The sequence below is a fragment of the Enterococcus sp. LJL128 genome (assembly GCF_056924295.1).
The window spans coordinates 35,231-54,065 of the sequence record NZ_JBXPBP010000010.1; the positions used below are offsets into that span (position 1 = coordinate 35,231).

Here is an 18,835-nt window from a genome sequence, read left to right on the forward strand (position 1 = left end):
GCTTTAAATTTGCTTGTAGGAGAGAGTTCTTTAATCATAAGAGATACTATTTCAAAATAACAGTTGATGTAACGCAAATGGTTTTCAGCAGCATTATACGTGGTAAATTCGTCAAAATCAGTAAAAAACCTAAAATACAAAGTAGAAATGCTATGATTCGGATGTAGACAGGTCTATCAACAAAATAAGTGGGATTGGGGGAGCAGAGATGAAAAAGCTTTCTACGGAAAAAGGCTGACGCAGTTCAAGCAAGTTATAGAGTTTGTTATTATCGTAAGGGCATAATTATTTGTTGCATTTGGAAATGATTTGCAGGAGAAACTACAAAAAAACTTATTATTAGGAGGAAACAAAAATGAGAAAATTGATGAGAAAAGAAGCACAGGGCATTTTGGCAGGTATTTGGGTACGTGTGTGTGTATATAAAAATGGGCGCTTAGTTGGTTGTACACCATGGCGTTGGGTATAAAACAACAACACTTGGATAAGGTAGCTCAGACAAATTAGGTATAAACTATTCTTTATGAAATAAAAGTAGCAATTCATTTTAGGGGGAAATGACATGAAAAAATTAGCAAAAAGAGAAGCACAAAATATTTTAGCAGGTGCATGGACAAGAGTCTGTATCTATAGTAATGGAGTTCTTATAAGCTGTGGCTCCTGGAAATGGGTGTAGTCGTACAAAAGCAACTAAGTATTAGTAATGAAATCGTAGGACTATTGCTTCTTTTATAAAATAAAGTTTGTTTACTTAATGACTGTTTGAAGCACTTTCCGAAAAATGCAGGAAAAAAGAGTATGGGGGATTGGTAATTCAGCGATTCCCTATACCTTGAGTCCTGAAACGATTAGCAGATAAATTTTGTGTTTTCGAAAATGGACAGCAAATGATTTCAAAGACTACTCATATACACAGGCTGAAAAAGGTTACGTTAATGTGTCCAAAGGCTTGCAAGCTGTCATTTAATTGTATTGAAGTAGGTGTAAACTATAGAATATTTTCATTGAAAGGAAGAGTACATATGAAAGAAAAACAAAAATTATCAATTATAAAAAAAGTTATTTTGGTATGTGTCACAACTAGTTTAATTGGAGGAGCAGGATATTTTATTTACTCTAGAATGAATACACATAACTTTAACGGCTTAGAGGAATTTCAGCAGGAAGGGTTAAAAGAAGGGGTAAATAATATTTACCTTGATGACGATGAAGATTTTGATGATTTACCAAATGAAATCAAAGATGCATTGGAATAAAAAAGATAAAAAAGGCTAGAATAGAAAGAGATTTGTTTATCTATAATAGCCTTTTTGTTATTATTTATTTTCTCGATAAGTATATAAGACCTTCCTATGCTATAATTAAAGTAATTCGTACAAAAAGGAGAAAAAGGATGCTGAAGGATTTTTTTATGTTTTGGGAAAATTTTTATTTTTTATATTTAACGATTGTGATTCCAATTATTTTGTGTGTGCAGCTAAAATTTCGTAAGGCAATTACTACTGCAAACTGGATAGGAATTATTGGTTTATTTGTGTGTATTGATTTTGTTAAGTTCAAATATATTTTATCAAATTCATCAGGCACTGAGGTGGCGTATACGGGTGTTCCTAATGAGTTAATATTGGGGACTCTTTTAAGTCTGCTGGTTTTGGTTCTACTATTATTTAAGGGTGTTTCATACAGGGAAGCTATTGGTAATCTATCATTAATTTATTTGTTGGTTTATGCAGTAAGGAATATTGTGCCTTTATTAATGATGGCGCTACTCTCTAATGTAGACATGCTTCAATATCTGATTTTAGTTAGTATTTTTTCTGTAATGCTCTATTATTCTATCAATCGAGGGATTATCCGTTTTCTAAAAAGAGTGCAGGTTGAAGGTATTTTCAAGAAAATTATTTGGCTACCTGCAATAATGGTTCTGGTTTTAAATGTAGCATCAGTACAGCAATCTACTAAAGAGATTCCTGCTAAGGATCAACAGATAGTTGAGGTTGCGATGGACGAACAAAACCAGACAAGTGAGAATTTTTCCGAAGGAACCTTGTTGGATGGAAGCTTCTATCTATTCTTATTTATATTAATTATGGTCAGTGCAATTTTTATAATCATCAATAATAATGAAAAGAATCAAAAGTTGCAGTTTCAGATTGAACGGTCAGCAGAATTGGAAAACTACATCCAGAGTATTGAACTGATTAGGGATGAAATTCTAAGCTATCAACATGATTACGATAATATTTTTATCGGCTTGTCTGGAGTGATTTACGATGATGAATTCAGCTTAGCTGCATTGAAAAGCTACTATGAAAACAGCTCTGAACAAATATTGAGAAATAAAGGAATTAGAATTATTAAGCTGTTAAACTTAAAAAATATTAATATACCTGAGCTAAAAGGGATACTGGCACCTAAAATTCTACAGGCGAATCAAAAGGATATTAAAATTCATTTTGAAGCAAAGGAGCCAATTGAGACAATTGAAATGAGTAATACGGATCTTACAAGATGTGTGGGTATATTATTGGATAATGCTATTGAAGCAGCAGAAAAAAGTGAGGAAAAGGAAATCAATCTTGCTTTTGTTAAAAAGCATAATAGTGTAATTTTTGTGATTCAAAATACTTATAACGACAAGGAATACGGGATTGATAGGAAGGTTTCAAAAGATAACTACCGTCATGGTTTTGGCTTGAAGAATATTCAACAGATTATTGGACGTTATAAAAATGTGCAGTTAAAGACAAAAATACAAACAGATTATTTTATTCAAGAAATCTATTTTTATGAGAAGGTGTGAAGCAGATGATACCAATCTATATATGTGAGGATGATTCAGTTCAGTCAGAAGGTTTGGCGTATTTGTTGAATAAGAAGCTGATAACTGATGATTTGGGAATGGATATAGTTCTGAATACGAATCAGCCGGAGAAGTTGTTGGAAACGGTTCGAGACAATCTAGGCACAGCTATTTATTTTCTGGATATTGAAATTGAAGGAAGTCAGATGAACGGTTTGGTTTTAGCGCAAAAAATTAGAGAATATGATCCAGACGGCTATATTATCTTTGTAACGACCCATTCAGAAATGAGCTTTTTGACCTTTCATTATAAGGTTGGTGCGTTAGATTTTATCATCAAAGATAAAATTCAATTGATGGAGCCTAAAATCAACGAATGTATTGATACAATCACGCAGCGTTTAAGAGCTAAAGGCAATGTAAAGAGTGAGTATTTTGCTGTGAATGACGGGGATGATTTATCCTATGTTGCTTATGAAGAAATTTACTTCTTTGAGGTAACAGACAACCATAGAATACTACTGGAAGGGAAATGTCTCCGTACAGACTTTTATGGCACATTGAAAGACATTGAAAAAAGGGTAGACAAGCGTTTCTTTAGAAGTAACAAGTCCTTTTTAATTAATCTTCACCATATAACAAAAATCGATCAAAAGAATAGAATTGTCCATTTTCCGAATGGAGAAACTGCGCTGGTATCCAGGTTGAACTTAAAGCAGCTGCTAAAATTGAAAGAACTCTCTTCTTGAGGAATGACCATTTGTGTAACGCGAATGGTCATTCTTTTTTGTTGCGTATAGATTTTTACAGAATAGGTAAATAAATAAAACAATGGGGAAGCAAATGTTATAGTAAGCGTACAAAATTAAAGTGATGAAAGGCGGATATGGCATGGAAAAAAATAAAAAATGGTTGGATGCACTTGCAAAAACAATGATCATTGGAGGAATAGTTTTTTTAACAGGATGTTCCCATACTGGAAATAAAGCAGAAAATAATACTTTTTCATCAGAAACAGTTTCTCAAAATAGCAGGGCAGCTCTAATTGACGACAGTAGTGCTTCATTGGAAGAGACGGATGTGGCGGAAGTCGGAACACCAATCAAAGAAGTTTCTTCAGCAGATGTAACAAAGATGTTGAGCAGTAAGGAATCTTTATTTATCTTTTTTGGTAAGCAAAGTTCAAAGGAATATCAGCATTATCAAGCAGCAATAAAGGAGCTGTCGACAGATGTAGCTGAAAAAATTTATTTTATGGATGAGTCGAAAGAAAAAGGCGGTCAATTATATACCCAATATATGTTTGATATGGCATTGGAAAATGGTAAATATGAAAATTTAGGTGTTTATTTTGAAAAAGGAAATCCAAAACGAATTTGGGGTCCGACATTTACTTCAGAAGAAATTGCTTCGTTATTTAATGGCGAGAGCGTCGATCGGGCAGTATAAAGGAGGAAGCAGGAATGAAAAGAAAAAAACTTTTAATCATAGCAGGAATTATTGGCATGTTGCTGGTGAGTGTTGTTTCGTTAACAGCATTTTCCAGTAAGAAGAAGGTGGAACAGAAGTATACAAGCTACAAAGTAATGTCAGCTGAAGATTTAAATTTCTCTGGTACAATCAAAGCCCAAAAGATTCAGTCTGTTGCCTATGATTCTGTCTCTGGCGAAATTGCTTCTATTACTGTTCAAAATGGCGCAGATGTAAAGGCAGGTGATATCCTGATTAGTTATTTCAGTAAAGAAAATCAGCTGGCATTAAATGAAAAAACATCGATGAAGACTAATTATGAAACCAATATTGGAAATTTGAATCGAGAGCTTCAGGAAGAGCAGTACAAATATAATCAAGCGAATTATGCAAATGATGAAGCTAAGAAGCAGGCTGCAGAAACTAATATGAATTCCATTCAAGCGTCGATTACTCAATATCAGGATTTATTGACAGATGTGGATGCACAAATTGCATCATTAAATAGTAAAAAGGAGTCTTCTGTGGTTGCTGAGTTTGATGGTAAAGCTGTTGTTGATGAAACCGCTAAAAGAGATGCTGCCAAGCCAGTAGTAACAGTATATTCCAGTGATAGAGTTGCTGAGTTTACGGTAACAGAATTTGATGTAGAGAAAATCGCTTTAAATCAGGAAGTTAAGATAATGTACAAAAACCAAGACAAAACAATTAGCGGGAAAATTTCCTATAAATCAGAAGTGCCGAAGGTAGATAGTGGGAGTGCTGCGGTGTATACAAGTGAAGTATCGATGGATGAAAAGGTTCCCTTAGGTTATTCAGTAAAAATTGGGATTCAGCAAAATGAAATTAAAATTCCGGCAGATGCAGTTGTCACAGAGGGAAAGGAACAGTTTGTCTATATCTATAAGAATGGCAAGGCGAACAAACAGAAAATTGTCGCAGAAGTTATTGATGGAGAAACGTTTCTGTTAAAAGAAGGACTAAAGGAAAAGGAAAGTATTATCAGAAAATCGAAAGATTTAAAAGATAAGATGGAAGTGACTGTGGATGATTAAACTAAGAAATATTAAAAAGTATTATGGTGATGAGGAGAATAAACTATGGGTTTTGAATGATATCAGTTTAGATATCCAAGAAGGTGAGTTTACAGCTATTATGGGACCCTCCGGTTCAGGGAAGTCCTCTTTGATGAATACAATTAGTTTTTTAGACGGTGATTTTTCTGGAGAATACTTTTTCAACAACGAAAAAGTATATCAGTACAGTGATCAGCAGCTGTCTGCTATCCGTAATGATAAAGTAGGCTTTGTTTTTCAGTCATTTAATTTGATAGAAAATTACACAGCCTTTGAAAATATAGAGCTGCCGCTTCTATACGCTGGTTACTCTCATAAGGAAATTCAAAAGCAAGTCAATGATATGCTGAAAAAGGTCGGACTTGAAGGGAAGGGAGAGCGCTTGCCCAAACAGCTGTCAGGCGGCCAGCAACAGAGAGTAGCCATTGCAAGAGCGTTGATTAATTCACCAGAGTTTATTGTCGCAGATGAGCCAACGGGTGCATTGGATACAAAAACTTCAGACGAGATTCTTAGCTTGTTTAAAACACTAAATGAAGAAAATGATGTGACTATTTTAATGGTTACCCATGATCCAGAAGCGGCTGAATATTGCAGCCGTGTGATTGAAGTGAGGGATGGTCTGGTGATTGGCTAAGGAGGGAAATCCATGAAGATAAATATTATTTGGGAGTCAGCAATAAAAGCAGTACGCAAAAATCGAAGGAGAAGTCTTTTGACTATGCTGGGATTGATTATTGGCATCGCCTCAGTCATTACCATTGTTTCTGTGGGACGAGGCTATAAGCAGGCGCAGATGAGAGAGCTTCTGCCTACTAGTGATGATCAGACAACACAGGTGACACTAAAATTTACTCCTGAGGAAAGCAGCTTTAAAGATACCAATTTTATCAATTTTAGTCAGGAGGATATGCAGCTGCTGGAAAGTGTGTATGGTGTGAAGCACGTTGTTCGATCAAAAGAAAATCCGGAGAAGAGCTATCGTAAAAAAGAGGTATCTTTTCGGGGGACAGATGAAACGATGCAGATTCAGCTTATTCATTCTTTAAAGCAGAAGCAATCACTTGCTTCTCTTAAGCATTCGAGAACATTTAATGACAGTGATTTAATTAATCAGAATAAAGTCGTCTACGTTTCCTCTCAAATTTTAGCAGAAGCTTCCGAAAACAATCAGCAATCGCTGATTGGAGAAGTAATTAAAATACAGGATGAAGATTTCTTAGTTGTGGGAGTATTTCCCTCAACCTCCTATTCTTCTTTAAAAATTCAAATGCCGGCACAGACATATGCTAAATATTTTCCTGGGGAAGAGGTAACAAATATGGATGTTACGTTTACCAATGAAATCTCTTCTGTCAAAATGCTTGATACCTTAACAAGAACGATGAATTCCAAAGGTAGTAATAAGGACTTTGGAAAATACCAGCCAGTTTCAGATGGTGGAATGGTTGATACTTTAGGGGAATTATTTTCATCAATGACAGCGATGTTTACTTTTGTTGGAGCAATTTCATTGTTTGTTTCAGGTGTAGGTGTGATGAATATGATTTATACGTCCATTTCTGAACGGACAAAAGAAATTGGGATTCGCAGAGCTCTGGGAGCTACAGAGCGTTCGATACAATTACAATTCTTGTTTGAAGGACTGACGATTACCCTTGTAGCTGGAGGAATTGGTTATGTCGCGGGCTTGTTTATTGCAAAATTTATCAGCATGATTTTGAACTTCAACTTTATACCGGATTTCTTTACAGCATTTATTGCTGTTCTATTATCTGTTACTGTGGGGTTGATTTTCAGTTATTATCCGTCTAAATCGGCAACAGAAAAGGATGTTGTAGAGCTGGTAAGATAAGGGTTTGTATGTGAAAAGAATAAGGAGGAAAATGATGAAATACGCGCATAGTATCCAAAATGAAACGAATGACTGCGGTGTTGCAGCTATTCAAACAGTGTTAAGTCAGCTAAAATTTAAAAATACGAACTTAGCACGAAATCTTGAAGAGATTTTAAAATATAAAAAGTATAGTGAAAAAGGATTGTCACTATATGATCTTCAGGAAGTATTAGGAGAGTATGGTGTAGAAGCTGATTGTTATGAAGTCGCGGATTTTGAAGAATTGAGATCTCAGCGCTTTCCGCAAATCGTTACGGTTAAAAAAGATGGGCTGCCTCATTATTGTGTTATTCATGAATTCAATGAGGGTTCTGTGTGGATTTCAGATCCCTCTGAGCTTAACGTTTTTAAAAAAGAGGTTGGTGCTTTTCAAAAAGAGTTCATGGGGTATGCTATTTGTATTGACGAAGTAGAAGAAAAAACACCGAGCTTTACCATTAATAAGAGCTATCCAGAGCAGGTTATTGAAACAGCATTGAAAGAAATTCCAAATGGGAAAAAATTATTTTCAATGGCTGCAATTCTGGCTGCGATGTTTCTTCCTTTAATAGCAACGTACGGCTTGGAATATTTATCTGGAAGATATGTAGATTCTATGCAAACCGGTACAATTGCCTTAGTGGCTTGTTTTGTAGCCGTTTTAATCATATTATGTATGAATCTGATGCGTTACAATGCAAGGTTTAAAACGGATTTGTCGAATGTAGTAGAGCAAAAAGTACTGACGAAGCTTTTCGATAAATACTTAGGTGATATGGATGCTAAAGTAGGTCTTGATAACTTATCTGGTTATTTCTGGAATTGTATTACCGCTAGTCAAGGGCTGCTGGAACGCTTCTACTTAATTGTCCATTTATTCTTTTCTGTTCTTTTAGTTTTGGCATTAGCGAAATACAGCTGGCTATTAGCTATAAATCTGTGTTTATGGTCCTTTATTTTCTATTTGTGTTCTCGCTTATATATAAAGAAATCCTGCCTGAACTACAAAGCCTTTATAGCCAATTCTAACCGCCTTTCAGGCACGTTTGAAGAATCAATTCGTACTACTCTTGATATACAGGCTTTTTCAAAAGATAAAGCTGCCATGCAGAACTTCCAAAATAAGCTGAAGGAGTACTTTAATACAAAATTGGAGATGAATGATACGGATACAATCATTTCAGCTTTAATAGATGGTACAAGAACAATGATGATTTTAACACATTTCATTTTATTTTCATTTTTATTCAAAACGGGACATTTAAATCTTTTAGCTGGGGTAGTTAGTGGTGTTTATGTTTTATATATCGCTACCTCTGGTTTGAGTGGGCTGTTTGGGAGCTATTTCTCCTATATAAAGAGTAGAGAAGCGATTGAATATATTGAAGCTAAGAATGATTTTGATAAAGAAATGGCACCTGAAACAATTAATATTGAGGAAGCCGCAATTAAAAAAATTGAGCTTGAGGATGTCTCGTTTTCTTATGAAGAGCAACAGATTTTGCGTAAAGGAAAATACACGTTTGAATCAGGGAATATCTATTCTATAGTTGGGAAAAACGGTGTCGGAAAATCAACGCTGATAAAACTATTAAGCGGACTGTTGGACAATCAGGAAGGCTCATTTAGAATCAATAGTCATAAAACGATGAAAACAATGAAGAATACCAATATTTTTGATTATATTGCCTACTATTCAACTGAAATGGAGGTGTACAATCAATCAGTAGAAAGTAACATCACGTATTCTGTTTTTGATGAGGACAAAGCTGCATTGAGCGCAAATCATTATTCATTTACTTCAGTAGCTAAAGATCATCAAATGGATGATTTAGTCAGCTCTTCAGGTCGAAACATTTCCCAAGGCCAAAAACAGAAACTACTATTACTTAGAACCTTAAACAAAGAAGCTGATATCTATATATTTGATGAGCCGACAGGTAATCTTGATGTCGAGACTCGGGAAGAGTTTATTGCTACTATCCATGAGCTGACAAAGAAAAAGGACAAGCTAGTGCTTATTGTTACCCATACAGAGGAAATCGTTAAAGCTTCTGATGTAGTTTATCAGTTGAATGGAGGAGAAAGCGAATGAAGCACATTTCTAAAAGAATTTTGAGTCTGGCTTTATTGTTACTACTGCTTACAGTCCTTATTTATAGGAACATCACACTTGAAACTAGTGCAGCCGCCTTTGAGAAAATGGAAATCACTGAGTTAAATGAGAAAATAGCAAAGGCTGAGCCTTTATTGGTTTATTATTATGCTGAAGACTGTCTCCCTTGTCAGGTGTTTAGCCCTGAATTGAGAGAAGTAACGACTGAGCTGGGAATAACGATTAATCAAGTAGATGCGGAAAATTTGGAGAATATGGACTTTATTAAAAAGTATAATTTGACAGCTACACCAACGATACTTTTATTTAAAGATGGCGAGGTAATTCGACAAGAAGGTGCCGTTGAAAAAAAAGAGCTGAAGCAGCTGCTGACGGATTGGCTTTTATAGGAGGAGAGAAAAATGAAAAAAGCAGGGATTATCATTGGTAGTGTGTTCGTGCTTGTCCTTGGTGCGATTTGGTATAATAGACAGCAAAAAGAAGTTTTAGCCTATCAGCAGCAGCTCGCAGAAGAAAAGACACAGTATCCAGAGATTTATGATACATTAAATTCAATAACAGTGGAAAGCTTTGAAGAAAAGGTTTCCAATCAGGAAGATTTTGTCGTGTATGTCGGAAGACCAACCTGTTTGGACTGTAGTGATTTTGAACCAGCACTTATTCTTATGCTGGAAAAGTATGAACTGCATTCAAAGCTGGAGTATCTGAATGTTGCTCAATTACGAAAAGATGAGACTGTCTGGGGAAATTTTAAAGAGACTTACGCGATTCAATATACGCCAACGATAGCAACCTTTGAAAAAGGCAAGCTTATATCTCAAGTGAGTTGGACACCAGAAAAAGGAACGGAAATGGATCGATTTGATGACTATCTAAGTGAAATAGCTAAGAACTAGACAGAGTAGGACAATGATCCGGAGAAAATCCGATTATTGTCCTACTCTATCTACCTAAAGGATTAAATGCATGGGATAAACAAGCAGTTTATCAGAATATCCTGAGAAGTGGCTAAAAAGCTTAGTATATGCTTTTCTGAGTGAACAAAATTTAGGTACCCCTATTCCTTTTTTAACTGTATTATTGCTTTTTCAATCGCTGATTTCACCTGCTCAAAGCCTGTTCCACCTTGAGAGTTACGGCGTTTTACAGCAGTTTTTGATGCAAGCGTGTCATAGATATCCTCTTGAATCAACGGTGTAACTTCCTGATATTCGTCAAGAGGAATATCCTGTAGATAGATGCCTTTTTTTGTACACGCCAGTACTAATTTCCCGACAACTTCATGGGCCTGGCGGAAAGGCATGCCTTTACTTGCCAGATAGTCTGCCAGTTCAGTGGCATTGGAAAAGTCCTTTTCTGTAGACTGAGCCATAACCGCTTCGTTTACCTTCATTGTTTCAATCATGCCAGCCATGATATCTAGGCTAGTCAAAATGGTATGAGCCGTATCAAACATGCCTTCCTTATCTTCCTGCAAATCCTTATTATAAGCCAGTGGAAGTCCCTTCAGGACAGTGAGTAAGCCAAATAAGTTGCCGAAGACCCGGCCGGATTTCCCGCGAATTAATTCTGCCATATCCGGATTCTTTTTTTGGGGCATAATAGAACTGCCTGTTGAGAAAGTATCAGTCAGTTCAATAAACTGAAATTCATGACTGCACCAAAGAATGATTTCCTCGCAAAAACGGGAAAGATGCATCATTAGCAGAGAACTATTGCTTAAAAATTCTAAAATAAAGTCCCGGTCGCTAACACCGTCTAAGCTGTTTTCGTAAATAGAAGTAAAGCCAAGCTCTTGTGCTGTCAAGTTTCGATCTATTGGGAAGGTGGTTCCTGCAAGTGCGGCGCTGCCTAAAGGTGAAATATCAATTCTTTTTAAGCTTTCAGTAAAACGTTCCTGATCTCTTGTGAGCATACCGTAATAGGCCATCAAATGATGGGCAAAGGATATCGGCTGTGCATGCTGAAGATGTGTGTATCCAGGCATCAGCGTTTCAACATGCTTGTCCGCTTTATTAACCAGTACCTGCCGCAGTGTATGCAGAGAATTGATTGTTTCCAAGACAACATCTTTTAAATACAAATGCATATCTGTAGCAACTTGATCATTTCGGCTGCGTGCTGTGTGCAATTTTCCGGCAACGGCGCCAATTTCTTCATGAAGGAAGGTTTCGATATTCAAATGGACATCTTCGTTTGCAACTGTAAATGCTAATTCACCAGCCTCTATCTTCTTTTGTACAGTCAACAGCCCTTGAACAATGGTGTCCGCCTCTTCTTGCTTGATTATCCCTGTTTTACCCAGCATTTTTACATGTGCCAAACTGCCTTTAATATCCTGTGCTGCCAATTTTTGATCGAAGGAGATAGATGCGCCGAATTCATCAATCCAGCCTTCATTCTTTCCTTCAAATCGTCCACCCCAAAGTTTTTTCATGATATTCACCTCAATAAGTATGTACTTTTTTAGAAACAGAAAAAACGGTTTATCCAGTCCTGTTGTGTCTATAAATCCTGTGAAAGAAGCGAGCTGCGCTAGGAGTCGTTTTGTCTGCAATGCAGGCAAGGAATGCTCTTTAGCCCGAAATCTTTACAGGATTTATATGGATAAACCGTCATATTGCATGTGCTGATTTAACTTGTTCATTAGGATGCATGATGAAAAGTACCTTGCTGAACTCATTATTTCATTCCGCAGAATAAAAGGAGCTTCTCTAAAGGCAAGTATCGAAAAGACGGCATGGATGGCATTATTTACCTGCTGGTAAACGTCATCTCGCAGATAAGCCTTCTTATTCTTTGTTTTACAGTTGGGCTTGAACCTCAGCATTTACTTTTGTTGGAAGCCCCCATAGCTTGATAAAACCAATCGCTGCATCCTGATCAAAGGTATCGGCTGATGTGTAGGTCGCCAACTCTTCGTTATACAGGCTATTATCGGATTTTCTTCCTTCAACGATGGCATGTCCTTTAAACAATTTAACCCGAACAACCCCATTTACGTATTTCTGTGTTGATTTCAAAAAGGCAATTAGAGCATCTGTTAGCGGGTTAAACCACAGACCGTTGTAAATCGCCAGAGATAATTGATTTTCGATAATCGGTTTAAAATGCGCTATTTCCCGAACAAAAGTCAAATCTTCCAATTCTTTGTGAGCTGTCATTAGAGTAATAGCTGCCGGACATTCATAAACTTCCCGGGATTTAATCCCAACTAACCGGTTTTCCACATGGTCAATCCGTCCGATGCCGTGCTTGCCTGCTAAATCATTTAAATAAAGGATTAATTCAGAAAGCAGCATTTGGTTTCCATCAATAGCAGTTGGAACACCTTGGCTGAAGGTAATTTCAATAATATCGGCCTGGTCTGGTGCATCTTCTAAGCTGGCAGTTAAATCATAGGCGCCTTCTGGTGGTGCCGCCCACGGATCTTCTAATATGCCGCATTCATTTGCCCGTCCCCAAAGGTTTTGATCGACAGAATATGGATTATCTAAATCAGCTGGAATGGGTACGCCTTTTTTCGTTGCGTAGTTAATTTCTTCTTCACGTGACCATTTCCATTCACGAACAGGAGCAATAACCTTAATAGCTGGCGCCAATGAATTGATAGCTACCTCAAAACGAACTTGATCGTTTCCTTTGCCGGTACAGCCGTGAGCAATAGTGGTTGCTCCAGTTTCTTTTGCCAGTTCAACTAGTTTTTTAGCAATCAGCGGTCTAGATAATGCGGAGACCAGTGGATAAGATTGTTCGTAAAATGTGTGTCCTTGCAGTGCAATCAAGGCAAACTCCTGAGCGAATTCTTCTTTTGCATCAATCGTGTAAGAAGCTGAAGCACCGAGCTGAAGTGCCTTGTTTTTTATAAATTCTAAATTTTTTCTTTCTCCAACATCCAGACAGCAGGCGATGACATCGTATCCTTCATCCACCAGCCATTTTACGGCAACAGAGGTATCTAACCCTCCGGAATAGGCTAAAATTACTTTTTCTTTTGACATATGCAAACTCCTTTACAGATTCCAATTCGGTTTCTAATTTGAATTGAATCTATCATAGCACCTGAAAATACAAAAATCAATACTTTTCTTAAATAAATATGCAAATAATTATCGTTTAATAGTAAAATATGCATTTTTGGCTAAGGATTATGTAAGGATACTGGCTTTCTAAATGAATAATTTGTATAAAGAATGAATAAAAAAGCAGATGTTTTGAAATTTCGATATGATTTTTTTCAGGAAATAACCAGAAAAAGTGGATATGAAAAAATATAAGTTAATGTTGTTTTGTTCTTTTCAACTAGCTGAAAACCTTATTCTATCAGTATGCTAAGATTCTTTGCAGCGTGTTTTTAGAAATGCTTATTTTCTTTTCTTGTAGAAATGGTATGCTTTTCCTATAGTGAAAACAGAAGGAGAAAAAGATGGAACTAGGAGAGAAACTTAAAGCAAAGAGGCAAGAATTTAATTTTACACAACAGGATTTGGCAGATAAATTACATGTATCCAGACAGACCATTTCAAACTGGGAGGTGAGTAGAAGTTATCCGGATATAGAGAGTCTGATTCAGCTGAGTGAAATATTTTCCGTCTCTTTAGATGTATTATTGAAGGGAGATCAAAAAATGATTATTAGTTTAAAGAGAAAGAATTTATTGGAAGTATTATATATGGTGTTTAACGGCATGTTGGCAGTCAGTATCCTGCTTTGCATGAGCATTGATTTTATTTATTCCAGAAGCTTAACATGGTCCCTTATCGTTATGATAGGTTGTTTAATCGCTGGAGCGGCTATAGCTGTTTTCCGTTACTGTGAAACAATGAAGCTGGTTAAGGCCAGTGCCGCAGTAAGCCTGCTGCTCGTTCCATTAATGATAGTTATTCAATGGCAAGCCCCTTATTTGGAACTATCTCAGCTATTGATGGTAACCGGAATTTGGACAGGATATTACTGGGCTGTACTGCTGTTATGGACGCTGACTTCGATTAATTTCTGGCAGCTGCTGGTTTTTGCGTTATTGCTGAGCTTTGGTTGTGAATGGGCAGCTATTTATTCAGCAGGTGAGGCCGTCCAATTAAGTACATTTCTGATTCAAAATTTGGTAGAGCTACTACTGACAGGCCTGTTTGCTTTTTGCGGGATTATAAAAATCGACAAAGGCAGGATGACTAAAATTTTATCAGAGTACAAAAGAATATAACTGATGATAAAGGGGGGGATGAGACAGAAACATAGGCGCTGAGAACCAAGTAGGTATGAAGTGATGTTCATCTTGCTCATGGTAGTGTATCTCAGGAGTAAGCGGGATGCTCTTAAAAGGCCAGTGACCGCAGTGATGAGCGGTTTTGATGCTGACTGATTTTTACTGGAGAATTTATACGCTTTAGTTAAGGGAGAGTTTGGGTGCTTATTTACGCCTCAAGCTCTTTTCTTTTTTCTGATATAGAAAGTTGGTAGAACTATGCTATAATTTTAGCTGGTTAGTGAAATCAAATGATTAATTATCTGATGATAGATAAACGTTATTCTAATGATTATACTTCTTGGATAATGATTCCAGTAAGTTTAGTGACAGAAACGGAGTGTAGCAGCTATGTTTGTAGCAAAAGATTTTGAAGTATTTGAAGTGGCTGGTTTGGAACCAAGAATGGAAGCTATCCGTAGCCGGATTCAGCCGAAGTTTCAAACGTTAGATGAATATTTTGCGGGGGCGCTAGGGGAAGAGCTAGGTATTGAGTTCTTCGTTCATATCGCTCAGCATCGGCGCCGAACGACATACCCGCCAGAAAATACTTGGTCTGCTTTGAGTAGGAAGAAGCGAGGGTATAAAATGGAGCCGCATTTCCAGCTGGGAATTTGGCCGGACTATGTGTTCATGTGGTTGTCCTTGATTGATAACCCGAAGAATGAACAGGCAATCGCTCAAGCATTTTTAGATAATCTGCAATTATTTAGTCAACTTCCAGAAGATACGTACTTCTCCTTAGACCATACTATACCTGGAGTTGAGCTTCTTTCGGAAGGAGCCTACGAAAAAGGACTAATGCGATTTAGAGATGTGAAAAAAGGCGAATTTCAAATTGGCCGAATTTTAAAAAAAGATAATCCAATATGGGATGAGCCGGAAGAAGCGAAAAGCTATATGCTCGAAACCTATCAGCAGCTGCTTCCGTTATATCGTATCGCGATAGCCCAAGAATAAAAAAGGATGAATCAACAGCTGTTGATTCATCCTTTTGTGCTAAAGCAGTCCTTATTGGACACCAATTTTATTAAATGGGAAGAAGCGGAAATAGACAACCCCCTGAATATCGTCCTTGTCAACAAACCCGAAATAACGGCTGTCATCGGCAATTTGCCGATTATCTCCCAAAACAAAGTATTTTCCTTCAGGAACAGTTGCTGACTGCGTCGCATCTAACGTTTCTAAAGTAAAGTCGTTTGTCAACGGCTGATCACCATCCAGCTGTGCTTTAAATTCATCTAAATATGCTTCATCATATGCCTTCTCGTTAATATATAACTGATCATCCTCGTAACGGATAGTGTCGCCAGGCAAGCCTACGATTCGTTTGACAATTAGATTGCCAGTACGTGGACTGGGAAAAGTGGCAATATCAAAGCGTTCAGGTTCAATAAAAGTCATTTGCCATAAGCGATCGGATTCATGGTAGTTGGGCTCCATAGAGGTACCAATTACTTCTACAGGATTAAAAAGAAATACTCTCAACAGTAAAACAACTCCAAAGATAATACCTAGCTCAATGATATGGCGAATAATTCCTTTTTTCTTTAGCATTCCATACCTCCTGTAATCGTTTGAACTAAGTATACCGTGTTTTTTACTATCTGTGAATAGAGTTTTCTGATTTAGGAACTAGAAATTGCAGTCTATTTCTTACTAAAATGCCGAGATAGCCGGCTAAAATTGCTTTTATCAGACCAGGAATTATGAAAGGCAGGAAAGCTCCTTGGAATGCGCCGATCCAGCCGCTGCCTCCATAAATTTTCAGCCAAATAGTTCCAAAGACTAAAGTAAGCATTGCTCCAACGATATTGCCAATGATTGCCCAAGAATAGGTAAAAGAAGTCCGCTCTAAAATATAGCCAGTGACTAGTCCGTTAACAATGAAGCCGATTAAATACCCGCCAGTCGGACCAAAAAGTACTCCGATTCCTCCGCTCATACCAGAAAAGACGGGAAGGCCAATCAATCCTAACAACAAATAAATTAGAATAGCAAAGGTACCTGTTTTCCGTCCTAGGACAGTGACTGCTAAACCAACAGCTAAGGTTTGACCTGTTAACGGAATAATTCCAAAAGGAATTGTTAATTGAGAAAAAACTGCAATGATTGCAGCAAATTCTGCTGCCAAAATAGTTGACCGTAATGAATAATTCATGTTCACACACCTTTGTTAACCTTGTTTTTTTTATGGTTAACAATACTATAAAAGAAGTTTTTGAGAAAGTAAAGAAAAAAATTATATTTTGAATTATAAGCAGTTATTTTGTGAGAAATAAGTGGATTTGTTATACTCGTTAATAGAATAAAAGATGTATTATAGCAGTGATTCACGATAGTAAAAAGGAAATAATGCAAAAATAGTGACAAAGTGTCACTGTTTGTGTATAATCTTTTTTACCGGAGACACTCTGTCGCTTTCAAGGATAGTGAGTCTGCTGCAGTAAGAGAAGGGGAGAAGTCGATGTTTTTAGCATGGAACGAAATTAAGCACTCTAAATTAAGGTATGGATTGATTGTAGGAGTAATGTTTTTAATTGCCTACTTGGTATTTTTTTTAACAGGTTTAGCTTATGGATTGTCAGAAGATTTTAAAATGGCTGTGGATAAATGGGAGGCAGATGGTATTGTGCTTTCGGAAGAGGCTAATGGTAACTTAAATATGTCGTCTCTTTCTATTCAGACACTAGATGATGTTCAAGCAAAAGAGAAGGCAGCTTTTGCACAAACAGCAGGAATTATTAAGAGAGAACACGGGGATAAAGAAAAAGTTGACGTTAACTTTTTTGGAATTGATTCAGCCGGTTTTCTTATGCCAAATATTGTAGAGGGTCGAGCGTTTAAGAGTGAGAATGAAGCGGTAGCCGACATTACTTTAAAGACAGAGGATGGAGTGAAGCTAAACGAAATAGTGGAGCTGGCAGGCAGTGACCGGGAAGTGAAAATTGTCGGCTTTACTGAAAATGCCCGCTATGTAGTAACGCCGGTACTATATGTCTCTATTTCAGAATTTCAGCAAATTCGCTTTGGACAAGAACTGCCTGATGATCAGGCGAAAATTAATGGTATTGTTGTCAGGGGCAAAGATGATTCTACTTTAGGAGTAAAAACAGATAATAAAGAGTTGTCGGTATACGATATCTCTACATTTATCAATAGTCTTTCAGGATATAGCGCACAGGTTTTGACTTTTGGCTTTATGATTAGCTTCTTGATTGTGATCGGAGCGATTGTCATTGGTATCTTTATCTATGTATTGACGTTGCAGAAAACCAGTATTTTTGGGGTGATGAAAGCTCAGGGGATTTCCAGCAAATACATTTCAGTATCAGTGATTGCGCAGACTTTCATTTTAGCCGTTATTGGCATTTTCAGCGGCTTACTAGCTTCCATTGGGACTTCTTTGGTATTGCCCGCAGCTGTTCCGTTTGAGGTAAATGGATTATTTTTTGGCGGAATAGCAGGTGCCATGTTGATTGTTGCAGTACTGGGAGCCCTGTTCTCGGTGCGGACGATTGTTAAAGTTGATCCGCTGAAGGCGATAGGTTAGGAGGAAGAACAGAATGAAAGCGATAGAATTTATAGATGTAGAGAAAAACTTTCAAGATGGAGATGAACAAATCTCTGCTTTAAAAAAGACAAACTTTTCTGTAGAAAAGGGCAGCTTCACAGCGATTATTGGACCAAGTGGTTCAGGAAAAAGTACATTTTTAACTTTGGCTGGCGGTCTCCAAACGCCTTCAGCAGGAACAATAAAAATTAACGGACAGTCCTTCAGTGCAGAAAAAGAAAAGACACGCTCCGCTATTCGTTTTAAAGAGATTGGTTTTATTCTTCAAGCTTCGAATCTGGTACCTTTTCTATCTATTGAAAAACAACTAAAATTAGTAGATAAAGTGAAAAAGGAGAAAGCGAACTCAGAGGCTGGTAATCAGCTATTGGAACAGCTGGGTGTAGCCGCTCTAAAGAAAAAGTATCCAGATGAGATTTCAGGAGGTGAACGTCAGCGTGTAGCCATCGCACGGGCGCTGTATAACGACCCTTCTGTTATTTTGGCGGATGAACCAACAGCTAGTTTGGATACAGATAAAGCATTCGAAGTGGTGAAAATATTGGCGCGGGAAACAAAAGAGAAGAATAAAGCAACGATTATGGTTACTCATGATGAACGCTTGATTGAATATTGTGATCAAGTGTATGTTATGAAAGACGGCGTATTGGAAAGTAGAAACAACTGAAAGCAGCT

Annotated in this window: 18 protein-coding genes; 14 read left to right on the forward strand and 4 right to left on the reverse strand. The window is 37.1% G+C overall.

What is annotated here, in order from left to right; translation table 11 throughout:
• Nucleotides 1-1,022 precede the first annotated feature (1,022 nt).
• The 10 genes from AC1Z3K_RS12350 to AC1Z3K_RS12395 all read left to right on the forward strand — a co-directional run bounded on the left by AC1Z3K_RS12350 (nucleotide 1,023) and on the right by AC1Z3K_RS12395 (nucleotide 10,237).
• On the forward strand, nucleotides 1,023-1,256 hold the full coding sequence (locus AC1Z3K_RS12350) for a hypothetical protein (protein ID WP_426084886.1): 234 nt from the start codon (nucleotides 1,023-1,025) through the stop codon (nucleotides 1,254-1,256).
• Between the two features lie 137 nt (nucleotides 1,257-1,393).
• The gene (locus AC1Z3K_RS12355; protein WP_426084885.1) at nucleotides 1,394-2,803 is read left to right on the forward strand and encodes a GHKL domain-containing protein; all 1,410 of its coding nucleotides are present in this window, start codon (nucleotides 1,394-1,396) and stop codon (nucleotides 2,801-2,803) included.
• A gap of 5 nt (nucleotides 2,804-2,808) precedes the next feature.
• On the forward strand, nucleotides 2,809-3,552 hold the full coding sequence (locus tag AC1Z3K_RS12360) for a LytR/AlgR family response regulator transcription factor (RefSeq protein ID WP_461732871.1): 744 nt from the start codon (nucleotides 2,809-2,811) through the stop codon (nucleotides 3,550-3,552).
• A gap of 142 nt (nucleotides 3,553-3,694) precedes the next feature.
• Entirely contained in the window at nucleotides 3,695-4,252 is a 558-nt protein-coding gene (locus AC1Z3K_RS12365) for a hypothetical protein (RefSeq protein ID WP_426084883.1), read from the forward strand.
• A gap of 14 nt (nucleotides 4,253-4,266) precedes the next feature.
• Complete coding sequence (locus AC1Z3K_RS12370; protein WP_426084882.1) at nucleotides 4,267-5,328, forward strand: efflux RND transporter periplasmic adaptor subunit; 1,062 nt, start codon at nucleotides 4,267-4,269, stop codon at nucleotides 5,326-5,328.
• A complete protein-coding gene (locus AC1Z3K_RS12375) occupies nucleotides 5,321-5,986 on the forward strand; it encodes an ABC transporter ATP-binding protein (protein ID WP_426084881.1) in 666 nt (221 codons plus the stop codon). The genes AC1Z3K_RS12370 and AC1Z3K_RS12375 overlap by 8 nt, the downstream gene beginning before the upstream one ends.
• 12 nt (nucleotides 5,987-5,998) lie before the next feature.
• Complete coding sequence (locus AC1Z3K_RS12380) at nucleotides 5,999-7,204, forward strand: ABC transporter permease (protein WP_426084880.1); 1,206 nt, start codon at nucleotides 5,999-6,001, stop codon at nucleotides 7,202-7,204.
• A gap of 34 nt (nucleotides 7,205-7,238) precedes the next feature.
• Nucleotides 7,239-9,320: an ATP-binding cassette domain-containing protein gene (locus tag AC1Z3K_RS12385; protein ID WP_461732872.1), complete on the forward strand. Its 2,082-nt coding sequence runs from the start codon at nucleotides 7,239-7,241 to the stop codon at nucleotides 9,318-9,320.
• Nucleotides 9,317-9,730: a thioredoxin family protein gene (locus tag AC1Z3K_RS12390; RefSeq protein WP_461732873.1), complete on the forward strand. Its 414-nt coding sequence runs from the start codon at nucleotides 9,317-9,319 to the stop codon at nucleotides 9,728-9,730. The genes AC1Z3K_RS12385 and AC1Z3K_RS12390 overlap by 4 nt, the downstream gene beginning before the upstream one ends.
• A gap of 12 nt (nucleotides 9,731-9,742) precedes the next feature.
• Complete coding sequence (locus AC1Z3K_RS12395; protein WP_461732874.1) at nucleotides 9,743-10,237, forward strand: thioredoxin family protein; 495 nt, start codon at nucleotides 9,743-9,745, stop codon at nucleotides 10,235-10,237.
• A gap of 161 nt (nucleotides 10,238-10,398) precedes the next feature.
• On the opposite strand, the gene argH is transcribed toward AC1Z3K_RS12395, so the two are convergent.
• Both argH and AC1Z3K_RS12405 read right to left on the reverse strand, forming a co-directional pair.
• Nucleotides 10,399-11,778, reverse strand: coding sequence for an argininosuccinate lyase (gene argH, locus AC1Z3K_RS12400; protein ID WP_426084876.1), 1,380 nt, complete (start codon nucleotides 11,776-11,778; stop codon nucleotides 10,399-10,401).
• 367 nt (nucleotides 11,779-12,145) lie between these two features.
• Nucleotides 12,146-13,342, reverse strand: coding sequence for an argininosuccinate synthase (locus AC1Z3K_RS12405; RefSeq protein WP_426084875.1), 1,197 nt, complete (start codon nucleotides 13,340-13,342; stop codon nucleotides 12,146-12,148).
• A gap of 425 nt (nucleotides 13,343-13,767) precedes the next feature.
• Between AC1Z3K_RS12405 and AC1Z3K_RS12410 the strand changes: the two genes are divergently transcribed.
• A complete protein-coding gene (locus AC1Z3K_RS12410; RefSeq protein WP_461732875.1) occupies nucleotides 13,768-14,544 on the forward strand; it encodes a helix-turn-helix domain-containing protein in 777 nt (258 codons plus the stop codon).
• A 393-nt stretch (nucleotides 14,545-14,937) separates the two neighbouring features.
• A complete protein-coding gene (locus AC1Z3K_RS12415) occupies nucleotides 14,938-15,546 on the forward strand; it encodes a DUF1054 domain-containing protein (RefSeq protein ID WP_426084873.1) in 609 nt (202 codons plus the stop codon).
• A 51-nt stretch (nucleotides 15,547-15,597) separates the two neighbouring features.
• On the opposite strand, the gene lepB is transcribed toward AC1Z3K_RS12415, so the two are convergent.
• Both lepB and AC1Z3K_RS12425 read right to left on the reverse strand, forming a co-directional pair.
• Complete coding sequence (gene lepB / locus AC1Z3K_RS12420; RefSeq protein WP_461732876.1) at nucleotides 15,598-16,143, reverse strand: signal peptidase I; 546 nt, start codon at nucleotides 16,141-16,143, stop codon at nucleotides 15,598-15,600.
• Between the two features lie 46 nt (nucleotides 16,144-16,189).
• The gene (locus AC1Z3K_RS12425) at nucleotides 16,190-16,747 is read right to left on the reverse strand and encodes a biotin transporter BioY (protein ID WP_426084311.1); all 558 of its coding nucleotides are present in this window, start codon (nucleotides 16,745-16,747) and stop codon (nucleotides 16,190-16,192) included.
• A gap of 306 nt (nucleotides 16,748-17,053) precedes the next feature.
• Here AC1Z3K_RS12425 and AC1Z3K_RS12430 point away from each other — a divergent pair, with 306 nt between their 5' ends.
• Nucleotides 17,054-18,139, forward strand: coding sequence for an ABC transporter permease (locus AC1Z3K_RS12430; protein WP_461732877.1), 1,086 nt, complete (start codon nucleotides 17,054-17,056; stop codon nucleotides 18,137-18,139).
• 13 nt (nucleotides 18,140-18,152) lie between these two features.
• The gene (locus AC1Z3K_RS12435; RefSeq protein ID WP_461732878.1) at nucleotides 18,153-18,827 is read left to right on the forward strand and encodes an ABC transporter ATP-binding protein; all 675 of its coding nucleotides are present in this window, start codon (nucleotides 18,153-18,155) and stop codon (nucleotides 18,825-18,827) included.
• Nucleotides 18,828-18,835: the final 8 nt, after the last annotated feature.